Origin of the sequence: Plasticicumulans lactativorans (assembly GCF_004341245.1) — a bacterium.
Classification (GTDB): Bacteria; Pseudomonadota; Gammaproteobacteria; order Competibacterales; family Competibacteraceae; genus Plasticicumulans_A; species Plasticicumulans_A lactativorans.
The window spans coordinates 1-17,290 of record NZ_SLWY01000034.1 but is presented as its reverse complement, the minus strand read 5'-3'; the positions used below and the strand labels follow the sequence as shown (position 1 = coordinate 17,290).

The window sequence follows — 17,290 nt, the reverse complement described above, 5'->3', positions numbered from 1 at the left end:
AGCCGGGGCGCCCCGCGCACCGGCTGGTCGAGCAGGGTTACGACTGGCTGTTCGTGAAAAGCGGTCTGCTGGACTGGATACGCGACGCCTCGGCGCAGGCCAGCGCCGGCAGCCATCGCCCGACCAAGGATTTCCGCTACTACATCGGCTTGGTCTACGTGAGCGTGGAGAGCTACCTGATCGCCTGGGCCTACACGACGTTGGTCTTCCTCGTTCGGCTGCTGGTGCTGTGCCTGACCCTGCCACTGTTCCTGATGGCCGCCTTCGTCGGCCTCGTGGACGGCCTGGTGCGCCGGGACATCCGCCGCTTCGGCGCGGGACGCGAGTCGGGGTTCATCTATCACCGCGCCAGGGCCAGCTTGATCCCGCTGGCCGTACTGCCGTGGGTGACTTACCTGGCACTGCCGGTCAGCGTGAACCCGCTGCTGATCCTGCTGCCCAGCGCCGCACTGCTCGGCGTGGCGGTGTGCATCGCGGCGGCGACGTTCAAGAAGTACCTGTAGCTGCCGCCCTGCGCCAGGTCAGATGAACGATGCCACAGTTTCGGTTCTCTGCCTCGTCAAGAACGTCAGCATTGGCGTGAACGAATACGTTTCAAGCAATCTTCTTCTGCCTGTCTCGCAGAGACGCGGCCCAGTCCTTCAAAGCCTGGATGTCCTGAAAGAGATCAGCAGGTGGTGGCGGCGCGGCATTCCTACCGCTGGATGGATCGTGTGCGTCAACAATGTCGCAGCACTTCTTGAATCCGGCGGCGAAACCATCGCAGTCAGCCTCGGTGAGCGCACTGACCTTCTTCAGGCCCTTGGCGTTGATGTAGTCCCTGTGGCGTTGAATAACGCGGACGAAAGCGATGTCCTCCAGGCCGCGCTCCCATGTGGCGCGCAGCGCGTTGTAGAGCTTTGCCACCTCGACCGCGTACTCGTCTTCCTGGTTGTTGTCATGCAGCAGCTTTGCCGCACGTGCCGCCTTCTCCAGCTTGTCGATGCGATCTTCGACGCTCTGGGCCTTCCAGGGCAGGCCGTCGGCCACCATACCGGCTCCCGCGGCGCCACGACTGAGCGTCGTGAGCCGCACTGTCCGCCCGGTCTTCGTCGCGTGGTCATTCAGATCGTTCACGAACACCAGATCATGCGTGAAGACGATGACCTGACGGTTCTCCGCTTCTTCCACGAGACGCTTGGCCACCTGCCCACGCCAGCGATGGTCCAACGAGGACACCGGGTCATCGAAGACCAGAGCAGAGCGGTGCATCGCGGTGGCAAGCTCGGTCATGAAGGCGGCCAGTGCCACGCAGGTCTTTTCCCCTTCGCTCAGGATTTCGTGGACCTTGGCATCCGGCTTGGCGAAGAGTCGCACCTGGTACTGCGGTGAGCCGTACTTGCCGCCGGAGCGCACGATTTCGACGCGAACCTTAGAGGCCGCAAGCCTGACAATCTCTTCCTGAAATCTGTCGCGCAGCCGAGGCGTAATCACGGTGTCGGCAATGTCGTTGCCCATCTTGGTGATGGTGTTCGTCGCCGTGTCGCCCGCACACTCGGTCAGAAACTGGATTGTCTTCAGCCGCTGGATTTCGTCAGTGACGACCGGCAGCATGCCGGCGAGCAGCGCCCGGTCGCTCAGCTCGGCGAAATCGGCTTCGAGCTTCTTGCGTTCATCCGCGTCAGCGGACTTGCGCAGCTCGGCGGCGTAGTTGCGGATCGTGGTCTGAAGCTGGCCGAGATCAGGCAGCGGCGACAGTGGAACGGGCGGAAGCTGTGCCTCGCCGTTTCCGCCCAGGGCTTTGAGCAGAACGTGGCGCCGCAGCCGGGCTGCGGCGATGAAGCGGCGCGTCTGCTGCTGCAGCACCTCATTCTGGAGGCCCAGCTCATCAAGACTGGCCTTCACCGCCCGTGTGCCGATTGCCCCGGCAGCTATGGTCTGCCGTGCGGTCTGAGCTGCCTTCTCTGCCTCGCGTGCCAACTGTTCCGTATCCTTCTGGATGAAGTCCTCGAAGCGTGCCATCCGTGCACGTGCCTCAGCTTCCAAGGGCTGCTGGCAAAGCATGCAATGCGCGTCTTCGGCCGACGGCGGGAACGGCTGTCCGGGGTATGCGATCTCCGTCGAGTAGCGTCGGGCGGAATCCCAAAGCGCCCGCCACGTCTCGCCGCCGACGCCGGCAAGGGGTTCGCCCGTGAAGGCCTTCTCCGCGGCAAGACGTGCAGCGTCCCGTTTCGACCGTGCGTCCCTCGCGAGGGCAGCGGCTGCCAGCAGCTCCTCATCGGTGGTTCTGGCTGCAACGCTGTTCACTGCGGCAATCAGCCGCATGACGTTGTCGGCTTTGACGGTCTGTTCCGCCGCTGCCTTGGTCGGATTCTTCGACAGGTCTTCCCGCAGGCGCTCAAGACGGGCGCTTTCGTCTGCCGAGAGCGCCGCCAGGGCTTCGATCTTCTTTGCGTCTGTGTTGGCGTTCAGCGCGGCAAGCGCCTTCCCCACGGCCGTGGTGGCCTTCCAGTTCGGCGCCGCAAAGATCGGATTGCGGGCCTTCTCAAGCTGCTTCTGCTCAGCTGCGAGGGCATCCTTCACCGCCTGGCAGGCTGCAGCAAGCTCATCCGGTACGTCCAGGCCAAAGGGGCGGAATGCAACTTCGTTCTTCTCGCGGATATGCACGGAGGCGCAGTCGCTATCGAACACGCTCACCGCTGACAGCGTTGCATGCGGATTTGCGCCGTTCTGCCACTGTTCGACCGGCTGCGGCACACCGCCGACCCCGTACGCGATGTTCGCGCCGACGCGCTTCGGGGGCTGATCGGCATACACATTGGGTTCGATCTTTCCGGCATGCCTTGCACGACATGCGCGCTTCAGGATTCGTGCGTAGCCGGACTTGCCCGCACCGTTGTCGCCGTAGATGATCGTTATTCCATTCGGCTCGAAGCCGAGGGTCTGGCCGGCGGCAAGGTTGTTCACGCCGGTCACGTCGGCGATCGACAGAAGCGATACCGCGGCGGTCTGACCGGGGTTGGCCGGAAGGTGGGCCTTCTCCAGCGGTACCGCTTTCAGCGCGCCTGCGGGGGCACCTTTGCCCTGTTTGCAAAGGTCCACGAGTTCGCCGATATCGGCCTCCGTCAGACGGCCGTTTGCGATGATGCGGCGCAGGGCGTCACGCTGCCAGAGAGGACGATCCTTTGACCAGTCCAGAATCGTCTCTAATACGGTCTTCTGCTGTGCGGCGGGCTTCTGCATTTCTTGTTCCTCTTCCCTGCCGGTTCATCATGCCCGTGAAGCGGCGATTTCCCGCCGCCTGGGTGCCTTGCCGGAATCGCTCTTGCTCACCGAAGTCGATCGAGGGCCACTCAATTACGCCTTGACCTCAAAGCGCAGGTAATCCGCGAGCCGTTTCGACTCGTTGATCTCGTCATGGGGCACCAGCAGGTACTTCCAGGGCTTGGTGCCTACGTTCGCCGCGTGATCGGAAGCGTGCTTGCACCACCGCATGGCGGCAGCGGCCTTGGCCTGAACCTCCTGGGTGTTGATGTCGGCACGTGCCTTCGTCTCCACCATGAGGATGGTCGCGTCCGTCTCGGCGACGAAGTCGGGGATGTATTCCGGCTGCTCGGTGCCGAGCTTGTAGTAGATCTGGAACTGCCCCTTCGCGGGCTTGAGCCACTTCGTCGCGTCGCGCTCCAGGATGATGGCGAAGCGCCGTTCGGTATCCGAGTCGAACTTCTGCAGCGGGTACAGACAACGCGCGAAGCCACCGAAGAGCATCTGCTTGATGCGACTGGTCTCGGTCACGGTCTCCCGGAAGTGGTGGGCCGTCTGGCCTGCGGTGGCGGTGTAGTTGCACGGCTTGAGTTCGGTAAAGCCGCGACTGACCTGCACCTCGTAATCGGTCGCCTCCTCCCAGAAGTGGGCCATCATCTGCGCGTGGATTTCCCGTGCGATCAACCGGCGGTCACGATCGAGGACACTGATGGCCTCGTCCTCGGACAGATAACCGCGCAGGTGCTGCACCATCTGACCCGCGAGGTCGTAGAGGAGGTCGGCGTGGGTGAAGTAGTCGACGTCGTCGAAGTCCACCAGCGCGTGGACGATGTAGTCCTCCGGGCGCTGCTCCTTGAGCCCGACCTCGGCGGCCAGGGTGAACTGCTCGTTGGTCCGCAGCATCTGCCCGACGATCTCGCGCTGGCCCGGCTGGAGATGGAGCTGGCTCACATCCAGCTTGAAGGCGTGGAAGCCGGTCGTGACCTCGCCGGTCGGCACCACCGCGATGCGCGGGATGTCGATGGTCTGCTGCACCACGATCTCGGTTGTTTTCGCCACCACGGCGGACAAGTCAAGTGCGGGGACTGATTCATCCACGCCCGCCAGCAATTCGCCTTGCAGGGGCTTCAACCGCTCCGCCACCTCCGCGAGGATTTCCTTCTGCACTTCTGGTTTCAGCAGCGCACTGCTGGTGGGCACTAGATCGCGCTTGACCTCGTACTTGCCGATGACGTCCATGACCACACGCGCGGCCTGCTTCTCTGCCTCCGTGGTGAACACCGGCTTGGGCGCGGGGATTTCCGCTCCACTGTCAGTGGCTGACGCCCCTGTGATCACGACCGGTGCTTCCGTCAAACCGAGACGCGCCGCCGCCCCGGACTCGACCTGCACGCTGACCTTCTTGTCGTCGGCGCTGGGCGCATCGAGGATGACCTGCTTCAGGCGAATCGGCGAGTCGCCGCGGTTGGCCTCGTCGATGATCTCCTGGAACTTGTCGTGCGCGACGATGTTCAAGCGATCCACCGACGCGACGCCCGTGCGTTTGCCGTACGGCAGTCGCAGGCCACGCCCGATGGACTGTTCGATCAACGTGCGGGCATTAGCCGCGCGCAGCGGAACGATGGTGTAGAGGTTGGTTACGTCCCAGCCTTCCTTCAGCATGTTGACGTGAATCACGATCTCGGTCGGCTCATCCACGCTCTCCACGGCCAACAGGCGCGTGATCATCTCCTCTTCTTCCGCGCCGGTACGGCTGGAATCGACCTGAATCACCTTGCCCTGGTAGCGCCCCTCGTAGAAGGCTTCCGACTCTAGAAGCGCCAAGAGTTGCCCCGCGTGCGTGGTATCGCGCGCGATGACGAGCATGAAGGGCTTGACCGGCTTGACGCCGTTCTCGCGGGCGTAGGTGAGCAGCTCGACTTTGGTCGTCTCGTGCAGGCGCACGCCGTCTTCCAGCTTGGTCTTCTCGATCTCCTCGGGCGTGTGCGCCTTGGCGTCGAAGTTGCGCTGGGTGACCACGGCAGGCTCCTTGACGAAGCCATCCTCCATCGCCCGTGCCAGCGGGTAGTCCATCACCACGTTCTTGAACGGCACCGGCCCGCGGCTGGACTCGATGAACGGCGTCGCTGTCACTTCCAGACCGAATAGCGGCTGGAGTTCGTTGATAGAGCGCACCCCGGCGCTGGCCCGGTAGCGGTGCGACTCGTCCATCAGCAGCACCAGGTCAGACAGGTTGGCCAGATGGTTGAAGTAGCTGTCGCCCAGCACTTCCTTCATCCGCTTGATGCGCGGCTCCTTGCCGCCGCGTACCTCGGAGTTGATCTTGGAGATGTTGAAGATGTTGATACGTACGTCGTGAGCGAAGCCCATCGACTGCTCATCCACCGCCGCGCCGGTCTGGTCGTAGTTGTCGCCGGTGATGATCAGCGGTGGCTGCTGCGCGAACTCGGCAATGCCTTTGAACACGTACTTCGGCGTGTTGCGCGTGAAGTCCGTGATGAGCTTGTTGTAGATCGTCAGGTTGGGCGCAAGCACGAAGAAGTTGTTGATGCCGTGCGCCAGATGCAGGTAGGCGATGAAGGCTCCCATCAGGCGCGTCTTGCCCACGCCCGTGGCTAGCGCGAAGCACAGCGATGGAAATTCGCGCTCGAAGTCCTCCAGCGTGCTGAACTCGGCTTTCAGTGTGGAGAGAATCGCCGAGACATCGCGCTCGTGGCCCAAGAGTTCGGGCGCGGCGTCAAGCGCGCGAACCAGCTTGATGAGCGATTCCGCCTGGGGCGGACGAAGAGACAGGCGACCGGTGACGGCGTGCAGGACGCGGGCGTTCATTATTCGTTCTCCCCAAACAGGCCGCCCTGTCCCGCGTTGGCGAGGGCCGCTTTTCTGCTCTTCATGTTCTTGGCGCTATTGCCAGGGGCCGCAGGCTCGACCTTCTCAATCTCCGCCATCGGCAGGTTGGTCACATTCAGACTGTAGTCGTCACGGCCCCAATGGCAGCGGGCCAGCACCATCTTCGGGATCTTCTTCAGCGTCAGGTTCGGCCAGCGCTCTGCCGCTTTGGCCGCCGTGACTCCGTGGAAAGCGGCGCAGCACACCAGCAGGCTCCGCTCCGAGCCGACTTCATCGGACAGGGCTTGCAGTTGCTCAGCGGACAGGTTCTGGGTGGTGACGTAGATGAAATCGCGCTCGCTGGAGTGGCCGTGCTGCCACCAGTGCGTTTCTGACGGCGCGTAGTTGAAGCCTTCCAGCTTGGCCAGCGCCTCGGCCAGTTGCGCAGCGTTGTATTCGGGATTGACGACCGCGTTGCCCCAGCGGTCGTTGACGATCAGACTGGGCGCGACGCGGTAGTAACGGAAGCCGCCGCCGCCCTGCCAGGCCGTGCTTTCCGTGACACCACCCTTGTCCTCGCCATCAATCACCTTCTTCAGGCGCGGGATGATGTGCGTGTGGCAGTGCTGGCCCAATTCAACCATGATCCAGCGACGGCCCATCTTGTGTGCGACGGCGCCAGTGGTGCCAGAGCCTGCAAAGGAGTCGAGAACAATATCTCCAGGGCTTGTTGAGAGATGCAGAATGCGATGAATTAGCTTCTCTGGCTTTGGGGTTGAGAAAATGTCCTTGCTATTGAATTTCGCCACTTCACGCTTCGCGTCTTGGTTGTCGCCTACCTCCTCTCTAAGCCAGACCGTCTTTGCGACTATTCCGTCTTGCGCTTCGGCGAGAAATGTTTTGTAGCGAGGAACATTATTCCCATCTTCACCAAACCAAATACGATTATCGGCACGAAGCTCCTCGTAGCGCGGCTTTGTCGTTCTCCAGCACCTGCCGGCAGCAGGAAGAATTCGACGTCCACCAGGCGTCACGATTTCATAAATGTTCTCAGATTCGCCGGTACGCGCGTACTGCGCCCCACGTTGACCGCCCGTTAGGCTAATCGTGAAGTTGTCGGACATCCACGGTCCACGAGGATCATTGTCGGGGTTCTTATAGCGCGCGTTTGCCTCCTCGTGACGAGGCAAAAGCTTTGGCCGCCATTGGCCGCTATTCTTAGCGTAAAGCAAAACGTGATCATGACTATCTGAGAGCCATACGCTATTCGCTTGCGGTGCGAACTTCTTCTGCCAGATAACGTTCGAAATGAAATTGGCCCTGCCGAAAATCTCATCGCACATTACCTTTAGGTAGTGCGCCTCATTGTCGTCAATGGTGATCCACAATGAACCGTCGTCTGACATAAGTCGTCGGATGACTTCCAGCCGATCCCGCATCAAGCCAAGCCAGATCGAGTGCTCCAGACCATCGTCGTAGTGGGTAAACGCGCTGCCCGTGTTGTAGGGAGGATCGATGAACACGCACTTCACTTTCCCCGAAAATTCATGTTCCAGCGCCTTCAACGCCAGCAGGTTGTCGCCAAATATCAGCCGGTTGTCGAAGATGTCGTTGTCGGAAACGCGATGCATGGCGTGATACGACTTCTCGGGGTCTTCGAGCAGGATGCGCGGCTCCAGCTTGGGCCGCTTCTCCTTCCCAATCCAGGTTAGTTCTAGCTTTTGCTTGCTCATGGCGTTCTTCTCATATTTGCGGTGCTGCTACCGACAAGCGCTCTGCCAAGTCTTGTGCAAGAGTTTTTTTCTCTGCCGCGAGCTTGTGTAGCTTCTCGGGATTTGTTTCGGTTTGAAAATTCACCAACCCAAAGTGGTTTTTCATCAAGTCAATCAGGAATGGGACCGTGCGCTCTAGATTTCGGAAGTACGCTAATGGCCCCTCGAACTTGAGTCGATCTTTCGCAAGTTCCGCAGCCTCTTGCCGAAGTTGGTCCAATGGTTGGCTGACCAGATGTGGAATCGTGTTGGCATCAACTGCATTGGCGCCATTAATGCGACGGCGTAGCCGCTTCATCATTACGGCCGTGATGGCCTGGCCGCCATGCCGGTAAACCAGGCGTTCCTGACTCCTGGCAGGCGCCATCTGCTCGTTGGCAAGCATGAGAATCCGGATGGCCCGGTAACACAGGACGGCATTGATAAGCGCCGCGCCAGTGAGTTGGGGAGTGAACAAGGCTTGGTACTCAGCCGAGTCCGGGTCGGCCAAACGTGCGGGATCACTCTTCAGCCAGACTGGATAGCGCGGATCATTTTGCAGCAGCGCTAGGGCACGCAAGGCCTCATCCAGGGTGATCGCCTGGACCCCAACGTTAGTCATCGCCTCTGGCCGATAGTGGTACTCGAAGCCCAGGTGGGCAATTTCCTGGCGCAGACGCTCCTGATTGTCATCGAGGGAAGCGAAGTTGGCAGACTGGACAGGGTTCTGGTGATTGCGGGCCTTGGTAACGCGTTTGCCGAATTCCCCTTCGGCGGCCGCCTTTATCAGGGTCAGCATTACCTTGGCGCCGTCGATGCTCGTCCCAGGGTGCTGGTCTACGAACTCGGATGCCGAGGCCACGGTTTGCGCGCCGTTGATGATGGACAGGCCGCGTACCTTGAATTTCCTGGCGCCGTTGGTCGGATTCTTGCCCTTCGGATCAACCTGATCGCAGACCGCCGTGACGCCGTTGTTGAGGTAGAAGAAATCCTCGGGGCGGTCATGCAGCGTAGCCTTGATGGCTTTGTTGATGTCCGACTTGCTGCTGCCGAGGAAGTAGCGAATGTTCCGCTCGTAGAGGGCTTTCCCTTCCTTTTTGTGGAGAGCAACCAAATCAGCGAGTCGTACTATCCCGTAGTACGTCGCTTTTGGCGATTCGACTTTCTGGTGCTTATGCAGACTGATCTCGGCATGCACCGGTCGATAAGCTTGCTCTCCCAGCAAGTCACGCGTGATGTCGTCCGCGGTGTAGTACCGCACCGTCTTGGCCAGGCGTTCTTCGTCAAGGTCGTCGTCGTTGAGCAGCACGTCCAGCGCATCGGTCGCGCTCGTCGATACTCCATCGCCGGTATATGGGACGACCAGTTGGATATGGCTACAGGCATCGAGTGCGCCCTCGATTTCAGCTTGTCGCGCCTGGACGTTGGCGTTGAAGACCGCGAAGTCCTGATTGAGCAGCAGTCGCACGCCTTCACAAAAGGCGTTCGCCTCATCCTGCTTGAACTGCTCAGACTCCTTCAACTTGGTTTGCAGCAGGTACAGCGTCTCAGAGGGCGCGTGATAGTGGATCGCATCGATGCCTTTGTCGTTGAAGTCGTCCACGACCGAGGCGGCCGCCACCTGCGGCGTAATGTCGAGCAGCTTGTGGAGGACGAAGGCGCTGAAAGCCCGTGAAAGCTGCTTCGCCGCCTGATCGGTGGGATTGGCGTTGCCGAGCAACGGCGGCAGGAACGGAACGAAGCGATCGGCGAGCACCTTCTTTAGGATGGTCATGTACTGAGATTCGAGCGCCGCCATCAGCCCCTCCCGCCAATCCGAGCACGCGCGCGTGCCTGGGCACGGGCTTGCAGCGCCGCCCGCACCTGGGCGTAGAGCTGAGCGTTGGCCTGCTCCCGATCCGCCAGCACCACGGCGACGGCATAGGGCTCGTCCCCATCGCGCCCATCGGACCAAGGACTGTCTTGTCGGGTTACCACGACGAACACCTTGTGACCGTTGGCCAACGCCTGTTTGAAGCGCCATCGAGAAACCTGCAACGTGCCGTTCTTGCGGGTGTCGTTGGGTAGCCAGCGACCGTTGGCGCGTTCGCCCATGCCTTCTTCCCGATTGCGCCGGTAGGCTTGGGTGACCTCATCCAGGCTGCCAGCCGTCACCAGGTGGAACCACAGTTTGGCTCTGCGGTAGTCCAGCCGCGTGGTGCGCACGGCAGGGCTGTAGGCGAGCGCGACGGTCACCTCACGCGTGCGGCGGCCACCATCCCAGAAGCTGTCTGGTAAAGGTAATTCGAAGAAGTGGTGCTGGTCGTTGCCGACGCGCTCCTCGGCCAGCAGGGTGACGGTGTGATCAAGTGAGCGGAAGAGCGCCGCATCGTCCACGCGCCCATACCCGACGAGGCGCAGGAGTTTGTCGCGGCCTTCAGCATTGTTGCCGGGGTTCAACAGCGCTTCGCAGGCTTGGGGCCAGCGGGCATGGGCGCCGATCAGTGCGCGCAGCAGGCTGGGCGAAGCGTCGGGCACTTCGGCCAGTAGCCGCGCGGCTTGGTGGGCGACTTGGGGTGCGGCGTAGCTGGTGCCGATGTCTTCCTTGAACGCCGGCCCCAAAGCAAAGCCGCCGTTGAGCGACACCACTCCCAGACCGGCATGGTCTGTGCCACCTCCGGTGCGTCGTAAGGCGATGTTGCCGGCATGCGCAACCACGTCGGGCTTGATGGCGCCGCTGGCGGAAGGGCCGCTGCGAGTCAATGGAAACGGCTGCTCCGCCCGTGCCAACACGTGGTCTTCAATCGTGTTGGGATGGCGCTGTGCATTGCGTGTGGCCTCATTCAGGCTTAAGCCGCCAACGGTCAGGGCGTTGAGCGATGTGGCGGGGTCCAGCAGGCGGGCGTGGCCTTCGAATAGGTAGTCCGGGTAACGCGCGCGTGTATCGGCTGGCAACTGGGATGACAATAAATTGCCCGCTGGTACTACGAACAGGACCCCCAGCTCACGCGTCAGCCGATCCAGCGTGTAGGCGAGCCCGCGCACATGACGGCCATCGTAGACCTTGTTCAGGTCGCCATAGCTTAGATTGAAGACCCGGCAGCCGTATTGCGCATGCAGGTCGCGCACGGCTTCCTCGACCGCCTTTTCGACGAACTCGGTTTGGTCTTGTCCGTCGTCTTCGAACACTTTGCCGGAGAACAGGCGAAGCTGCGGGACGAACTGCCCTTGCTGCTGAATAACGCTCTGGACATCGCCGTACAACGCAAGCCCGCCGACGAAGGTGCCGTGCCAGTGGGGAGCGGTGTCATCGGCACTGCGATGCGGTGTGAGGTAGCCCTGCGCGTCGCCGACCGCTGCGCCGAGCAACGAATGTCCACGCGTCAAGCCGGAATCCAGCACGGCAATGGACGGAGCATCGTCAGAGGGGGGATCAATCGGAGGAAATTGGTTGATGTCGGTATGAAGCAGTTGGACGGCCACGCCCAAGTGGGGCGGCAGGTCGGCAGTGCGCACATCGCGATGGTGCAAGATCTGCTCGGCCTGTGCACGGTTACAGCGCACACGGACCATGACGAGCGAGGGTTGCTGGATGTCGTCCAGCCGCTCAATTCCTTGTGCATGCAACCAGTCGAGAAAGGCACGCACCATTTGCTGGCGCTTGTCCTGTCGCTCCTGAGGCCATAGTTCGACATCGAGCATGAAGGTTGGCGTGGCTGGAAATCCTTGCTCAAGCAAGGCCGCGCCGGTACGGTCCTGGAGCGTCCAATGGTCGAAGTCTTCGATGACGTAGAACAGTTCCTTGCGTGTGACAACGCCATCACGTGCAAGGGTGGCCAGGCGGCTCTCGAACTCGCTCAAGCCGTCATCAGTGGCGAATGCCAGCACGATGGATTCATCTTCCTGGCTGACAATCTCCACGCCAGGAATGGCATCGAAGGCGGGCACGCTCTTGTCGCCCGCGCGCAGCCGAATCTTGAGCAGCTTGCGGTCATCGAACCCGCCGACGTCCTCTGCCATCGCGCGTTGCCGCGCTTGGCCAAGCCGCCCGGCTAACGTGGCACCATGCGCTCTCGGATCGGCAGGAGGGCGAATTCCCGGATGACGCCTCGGATGGCGTTCCGTTGAGGGCGCTTCTCGCTCCAAGCGTAGGTGTTCATAGGTCATGCCTCCCCCTCCATCCCTTAACTCTTATGACGATACTCACGGGCAAGCGCGGTATCGAGGTGGCTTTTCTCCAGGAACTCCCGGCCGGACAGGATCATTTCTTTGACGGAGCGCCGGAGAACCCGCTCGATGTCGGCGTGCGACATGCCCTTGAACAGGGATGCCACCTGGCCATTGTCGGGCTCGAAATTGCGGCGGACGCCGGAGAGTTTCAGAGCTAACAGGCGTTTGATCTGCTCCAGATTCGGCATCTCGAAGCGCACAACCTCATCGAAGCGTCGCCAAACCGCCTTGTCCAATAAGGTCTCGTAGTTGGTGGTGGCGATCAGGATGCTCTCGCCTCGATAACCGTCCATCATCTGCAAGACGGCATTTACGGAGCGTTTGAGCTCACCATGATCGGCGCTGTCACCACGATCCTTGGTCAGGGCGTCGAATTCATCGAACAAGGCGACCACGGGATGCGTTGCGACGTAATCGAACACTTTGCGCAAATTAGCGGCCGTCTCCCCCAGAAACGACGAGATGACCGAGTCCAGCCGAACGAGGACGAGTGGCATGGACAGGGAATGCGCGATGACTTCGGCGGCCAGCGTCTTGCCGCAGCCGGGAGGCCCGCAAAACAACAGCTTCTGCGCGGGTTGCAGGCCATAGGATCGAAGCACGTCCGTCCGGTTGTGCTCCATCAGGATTTCATCGAGTGCCGACTGCGAAGCATCCGAGAGAATGATGTCTTTCTCCTCTCGAATCACGGCACGCTCTTCTAGTAGCGCAAGTCCGTTATCTTTATTGGTCGGCAGGCTGGGCAAACTTTGCAGCTTCCGCGCACCCTTCCCGACCGTTGCCTGATCGCCGTAAAGCAAACGCTCAAGGTCATTTGCGAGCAGATGATGGTTCTTCTCGCGCTCCTCTTTGATCACTGCCTCGGACGCTGTGCGAAATCCCGAAGCATCGCCTTGCGTTCCCGATTTGATGAGTTGCCGCAGTAATTTTCCGCTGGCCATATCTCGCTCTCCTCAATTCTTGACACGCGTCAACCGCGGCCCGGTCATGCGCAGGTCTAACGGTGCTACTTGATTAGTCATTACACCAGCTCCCACTCGACAGTGAACAGCGTGCGCTCCTCGACCTGCTGTTGGAGTTGCACTTCAAGCTGGCTGATCAAGTCATTGCGCTGCGCTTCGACTTCGTCCTGCCGGGCAAACAGTTCGCGGCGCAGCTTGCTGCGCTTGCCTTCCAGTTCGCGCTGCTTCTTCTGCCATGACAGCTTTTCTTCCAGCGTCGGCGAGGTCGCGGCGGTTCGGCGCACCTCCTTGATCTCGCGGTCGATCTCCTTGATCTCCTGCTCCAGACCCAGCTTCAGGTCGTCCGCCCAGGCATCCAGCTTCTGGACTTCCTGCTCGAAGTAGCCGAGGTTGCGCTCGTTGACGTCGCGCAGGAGTGCGATCTTGCGGGCTTCCACGTCGGCCAGCAGGGGGGCATCAGGGGCGTTGAACAGACTCGCTGCTTGCGTGGTCGCGGGCAGGCGCAGCAGTTTTTCCGGGTCTTCTTCCGCGAGCACGACGCCGTCGGTCGTGCCCGCGGCAACCAGCAGATGTTGCTCCTGGTTGCCGAGTGTCTCGACCGTGACCAGCTTCACGGTGAGCCATCCGGCCTTGCCGCGATAGGCTTCGAGGGTGCTGATCTTTGAACCGTAGGCGTTGTAGTCGAACACAAGACGAGCCCCGTCGAGTGCCCGAGCCTTGGCCTGCTCGATGCCCCATCGCGCCAGCGGATGATTGATGCGGTATAGATGCGCGTCGCCGGAGCGGCGGGGCAATTCGTAGCGCCCCAGCTCGATGCCCGCGAGGCCGCTGTGCTCGACTCCAGTCGGTATGTGGCGGAGATCGAAGCCGTCGTCATCGAACGCGGCGCAATGGACCAGTTCGGCGCGGGTCAAGTCCATCAGCATGCGCTCGAAGCGGTTGCGCGCGTTGCGGCTGTCGTCGGCCCGCATGCGCAGCTTCTCCTGCACCTCCTCATCGAAGTTCTCAAGCAATACCTGGCGCGTCTTGACCATCGCCTCGTTGATTTCGCCGGAGAGGTCGAGCTGGAGTTGCTCGAAGCTGGACTTGATTTCCTCGGGCTCTCGGCAGTTCTGGTAGATCTCGGCGATACGTCGCTCGAAATCGACACCGGAGCCGATGGCACCCAGCACTTCGTCGCTAGCCCCAAACACGCCCTCGAAGAGCTGGAACTTCTGCGACAGCAGCTCATACACCCGTGCATCGGCCTCATTGCTGCGGTCGACGAAGTTGACCACCACCACGTCGTGCTTCTGACCGTAGCGGTGGCAGCGCCCGATGCGCTGCTCGATGCGCTGCGGGTTCCACGGCAGGTCGTAGTTGATGACGAGCGAGCAGAACTGGAGGTTGATGCCTTCGGCTCCGGCCTCGGTGGCAATCATGACCTTGCCACGCTCCTTGAAGTGCTCGACCAGGGCCGCACGCGTGTCGGCGGTCTTGGAGCCGGTGATGCGGTCGGTTCCTTCGTGGCGCTTCAGCCAGTCCTTGTAGATCGCCTGCGCACGTTGGTCGCTATTGGTGCCGTTGAAGAGTACGATGCCGTCGCCGTATGGCGTGTCGGCCAGCAAGTTGAGGAGGTATTCCTGCGTGCGCTTGGACTCGGTGAAGATGATGGCCTTCCTGGGCGCGCCTAGCCGATCCAGTTCGGCGAAGGCTCGATCCAGCGCGGTGAGCAGTGCCTTGCCCTTCGCGTTGTCCCGGATGTTGGTTGCCAGCGTTTTGAAGTGGCGAAGCTCCTCGATCTCCTCCGCGATGGCATCGCGTTCCAAGTGGCTCGGTGCTGCGACGTCTGAGCCTTGGTCGTTCCACTCATCGGCGGTTTCGTCGAGCGACTCGTAGTCCTCATCGAGTTCCTCGGCCAGATCGGGAACCTCGGTGGTTTTGTCGAGCACACCCTGGAGGCGCTTGGCCATCGTCTCCAACGCACCCGCGATCGCGTGCGTGCTGGAAGCGAGCAGCTTCCACAGCACTAGCGAAATCAGTTGGCGCTGCCCGTCGGGCAGGGCCTTGAGGTTGGGGCGGCGCAGATAATCGGCGACGAGCCTGGAAAGTTCCTGCTCTTCGCTCGATGGCGTGAACTCCTCGACGATGGCCCTGCGTGCTGTGTACGAAACGTAGGGCTGAACCTGTTTGCGCAGGGTGCGCTTGCAGATGGGGGCCAGCCGGTCACGTAGGCTGCTGAAGGATTGCTCCCTGCCAGTGAACTGCGAGCGGAAGCTATCAAGGTCTCCGAACACGCGGTCATCGATGAAGCTGACCAGTCCATAGAGTTCGAGCAATGAGTTCTGCAACGGCGTCGCGGTCAGGAGCACCTTGGAGTGAACGCGCGACAGCGCCTCCTTGAGGGTCTTGGCGATGACGTTGCTGGTTTTGTAGACGTTGCGCAGGCGATGCGCTTCGTCGAGCACGACCAAGTCCCAGTCAATGCCCTTGACGTCGTCGGCCTTGGCCTTTGCGAACTGGTAGGAACAGATGATCGGGCCGGACGCGAACAGGAATGGGTTCTGCCGCTCCTGCTTGCGGATCGCGTTGTAGCTTTTGGCTTCGAGGATCAGCCCTTGCAGGCCGAACTTGTCCTGCAACTCCTGGTGCCACTGCTTACGCAGGTTCGCCGGGACGATGATGAGCACCTTCCGCCGCCGTTCGGCCCAGCGTTGGGAAAGGACCAAGCCGGCTTCGATGGTCTTGCCCAGTCCAACCTCGTCGGCGAGGATCACGCCACGTGAGAGTGGGTTTCGGCAAGCGAAGAGCGCGGCCTCGACTTGATGGGGATTCAGATCGACTTGCGAATCGACCAAGGTCGAAGCCAGCGACTCCACGGAGTCGCCTGCTGCACGCCTGGTCAGCAGCCAAGCAAAGTACTGGCTCTGGTGCGGCGTCAGAAGCTGCTGCGTTGTCAACGGCGATCCTCCCCTTGTTCTTCCCCGAGCGTGATTCGGCGGCTTGCTTGGTCCGCGCTCACTCGGCCTCCGGCTTCTTCTTGTTGATGCTTTCGGCAATCCACCGATCCAGCTCCGAGCGGCGAAAGCGCCAGGTTCCCCCGAGCTTGAACGCCGGAATCTCTCCCTTCTGGGCCAAGCGATAGACCGTCCGTTTTCCCGCCTTGAGGTACGCGGCGACTTCGTCAAGCGTCAGGATCTCGCTTTCGACTTCACTCATCTGAAAACCATCTGGTTTGGTCTTTCGTGACTTTGGATTGCCAAGTTTGCCCAATTCTACCAAAGGGTGGTAGGCGCTAGCCAACAAGAAATCCACCAGGCATTGCGCGAATGCCGGCCAGCGCGACCAACAAATCCGGTCATGCCATAGTTCCCATTCCCTGCGGCGCAAAGCGAGAGCGCGCCACAGCATCTGGCCATCCGCTTCAACGGGGAATGGCACGATGGGACAGACCAACCGCCGCACATCCGCATGGCCTGCGCTTGCCGTGGTGTTGGCCGTGTTGTTCTCGGCGCTGCAGCCTGCTGTCGCTGCCGACAGCCTCGCCTTGGAGCGTGAGCAGCTCGCCGCGCTCACCCGCCAACTCGACCTGATCGACAGCCTCGCCGAGCACGCCGCCAATACCGCTCCGCAGGAACGCGCCCGCTACCACTTCGACTACGCCCGACTGCGCGCAGACCTGATGCGCGTTCGCGCCGGCCTGCAGGACTACCTCGTGCCCCAGCGCGCCCAGCCGCGCGATCCCGTCCCGCTGGCCGGCGATTACGTTCGCCGCGACCGCGCCGACGACGAGGAGCCATCGCCATGACGCCCTCTGCCGATCAGGTCGCCGCCTTCCAGGCCAACGGCGGCTTTGCGCCTTCGGCCGTCTCTGCCGTGGTGCTCGCTTTCGTGTTCGCCGTGTTGCTGCTGTGGGGCGTGTGGGCCATGCGCACCGCCTACGTCGGCTGGGCCGAGCACCGCATCACTGAACGTCAGTTCCTCGCCGTCGTCGTGCGCTTCGTGGCGATGTACCTGGTGCTGACCTTCTTCCTCCTCTCCTGACCGTCACGAAAGGCCATACGCCATGAACACGTCACCGACATCCCATCGCATTCCGTCCCGCATCGCCGCTCCGCTGCTGCCGCTGGCGCTCGCAGCCCTGCCGCTGTCGGCCTTCGCGCAGGGCCTGCCGACCATGGAAGACCCATCGCGCGGCCAGGGCAGCGGCATCCTGCAGACCTTGCAGTTCTACGGCTACGACATCGTGCTGCTGTTCGCGCTGCTCGTGGTCGCCTCGATGTTCGTCGGTGTCTGCTATCAGGGCTACTCACGATA

12 protein-coding genes are annotated in these 17,290 nt (G+C 61.5%); 4 read left to right on the top strand and 8 right to left on the bottom strand.

All coding sequences use genetic code 11. The features are described 5' to 3' along the window. Window positions 1–503, top strand: a 503-nt coding sequence (locus EV699_RS19000; RefSeq protein WP_132545786.1) for a TIGR03747 family integrating conjugative element membrane protein, incomplete at its 5' end; no start/stop codon positions are given. A 91-nt stretch (window positions 504–594) separates the two neighbouring features. Here EV699_RS19000 and EV699_RS18995 read toward each other — a convergent pair. From EV699_RS18995 to mads1, 8 genes are all read right to left on the bottom strand, one after another. Continuing rightward, complete coding sequence (locus EV699_RS18995) at window positions 595–3,222, bottom strand: AAA family ATPase (protein ID WP_132545784.1); 2,628 nt, start codon at window positions 3,220–3,222, stop codon at window positions 595–597. A 114-nt stretch (window positions 3,223–3,336) separates the two neighbouring features. Further along, window positions 3,337–6,072: a DEAD/DEAH box helicase gene (locus tag EV699_RS18990; protein WP_132545782.1), complete on the bottom strand. Its 2,736-nt coding sequence runs from the start codon at window positions 6,070–6,072 to the stop codon at window positions 3,337–3,339. Continuing rightward, entirely contained in the window at window positions 6,072–7,805 is a 1,734-nt protein-coding gene (locus EV699_RS18985) for a site-specific DNA-methyltransferase (RefSeq protein WP_132545780.1), read from the bottom strand. Before EV699_RS18985 ends, EV699_RS18990 begins: the two co-directional genes overlap by 1 nt. Window positions 7,806–7,815: 10 nt before the next feature. Then, on the bottom strand, window positions 7,816–9,621 hold the full coding sequence (locus EV699_RS18980) for an AIPR family protein (protein WP_132545778.1): 1,806 nt from the start codon (window positions 9,619–9,621) through the stop codon (window positions 7,816–7,818). Then, window positions 9,621–11,822 (bottom strand): S8 family peptidase, encoded by a 2,202-nt coding sequence (locus EV699_RS18975; protein ID WP_132545776.1) that lies wholly within the window; start codon window positions 11,820–11,822, stop codon window positions 9,621–9,623. Before EV699_RS18975 ends, EV699_RS18980 begins: the two co-directional genes overlap by 1 nt. Window positions 11,823–11,986: 164 nt before the next feature. Further along, complete coding sequence (locus EV699_RS18970) at window positions 11,987–12,973, bottom strand: AAA family ATPase (RefSeq protein ID WP_132545774.1); 987 nt, start codon at window positions 12,971–12,973, stop codon at window positions 11,987–11,989. Window positions 12,974–13,053: 80 nt separating this feature from the next. Further along, on the bottom strand, window positions 13,054–15,933 hold the full coding sequence (locus tag EV699_RS18965; protein WP_132545772.1) for an SNF2-related protein: 2,880 nt from the start codon (window positions 15,931–15,933) through the stop codon (window positions 13,054–13,056). 58 nt (window positions 15,934–15,991) lie between these two features. Then, a complete protein-coding gene (gene mads1 / locus EV699_RS18960; RefSeq protein ID WP_031653361.1) occupies window positions 15,992–16,192 on the bottom strand; it encodes a methylation-associated defense system helix-turn-helix domain-containing protein MAD1 in 201 nt (66 codons plus the stop codon). 223 nt (window positions 16,193–16,415) lie between these two features. On the opposite strand from mads1, the gene EV699_RS18955 reads away from it, so the two are divergent. The 3 genes from EV699_RS18955 to EV699_RS18945 form a co-directional block, all read left to right on the top strand. After that, entirely contained in the window at window positions 16,416–16,781 is a 366-nt protein-coding gene (locus EV699_RS18955) for an integrative conjugative element protein, RAQPRD family (RefSeq protein ID WP_132545770.1), read from the top strand. After that, the gene (locus EV699_RS18950) at window positions 16,778–17,017 is read left to right on the top strand and encodes a TIGR03758 family integrating conjugative element protein (protein WP_003140997.1); all 240 of its coding nucleotides are present in this window, start codon (window positions 16,778–16,780) and stop codon (window positions 17,015–17,017) included. Before EV699_RS18955 ends, EV699_RS18950 begins: the two co-directional genes overlap by 4 nt. Before the next feature lie 22 nt (window positions 17,018–17,039). Further along, a partial coding sequence (locus EV699_RS18945) for a TIGR03745 family integrating conjugative element membrane protein (protein ID WP_132545768.1) occupies window positions 17,040–17,290 on the top strand: 251 nt, incomplete at its 3' end.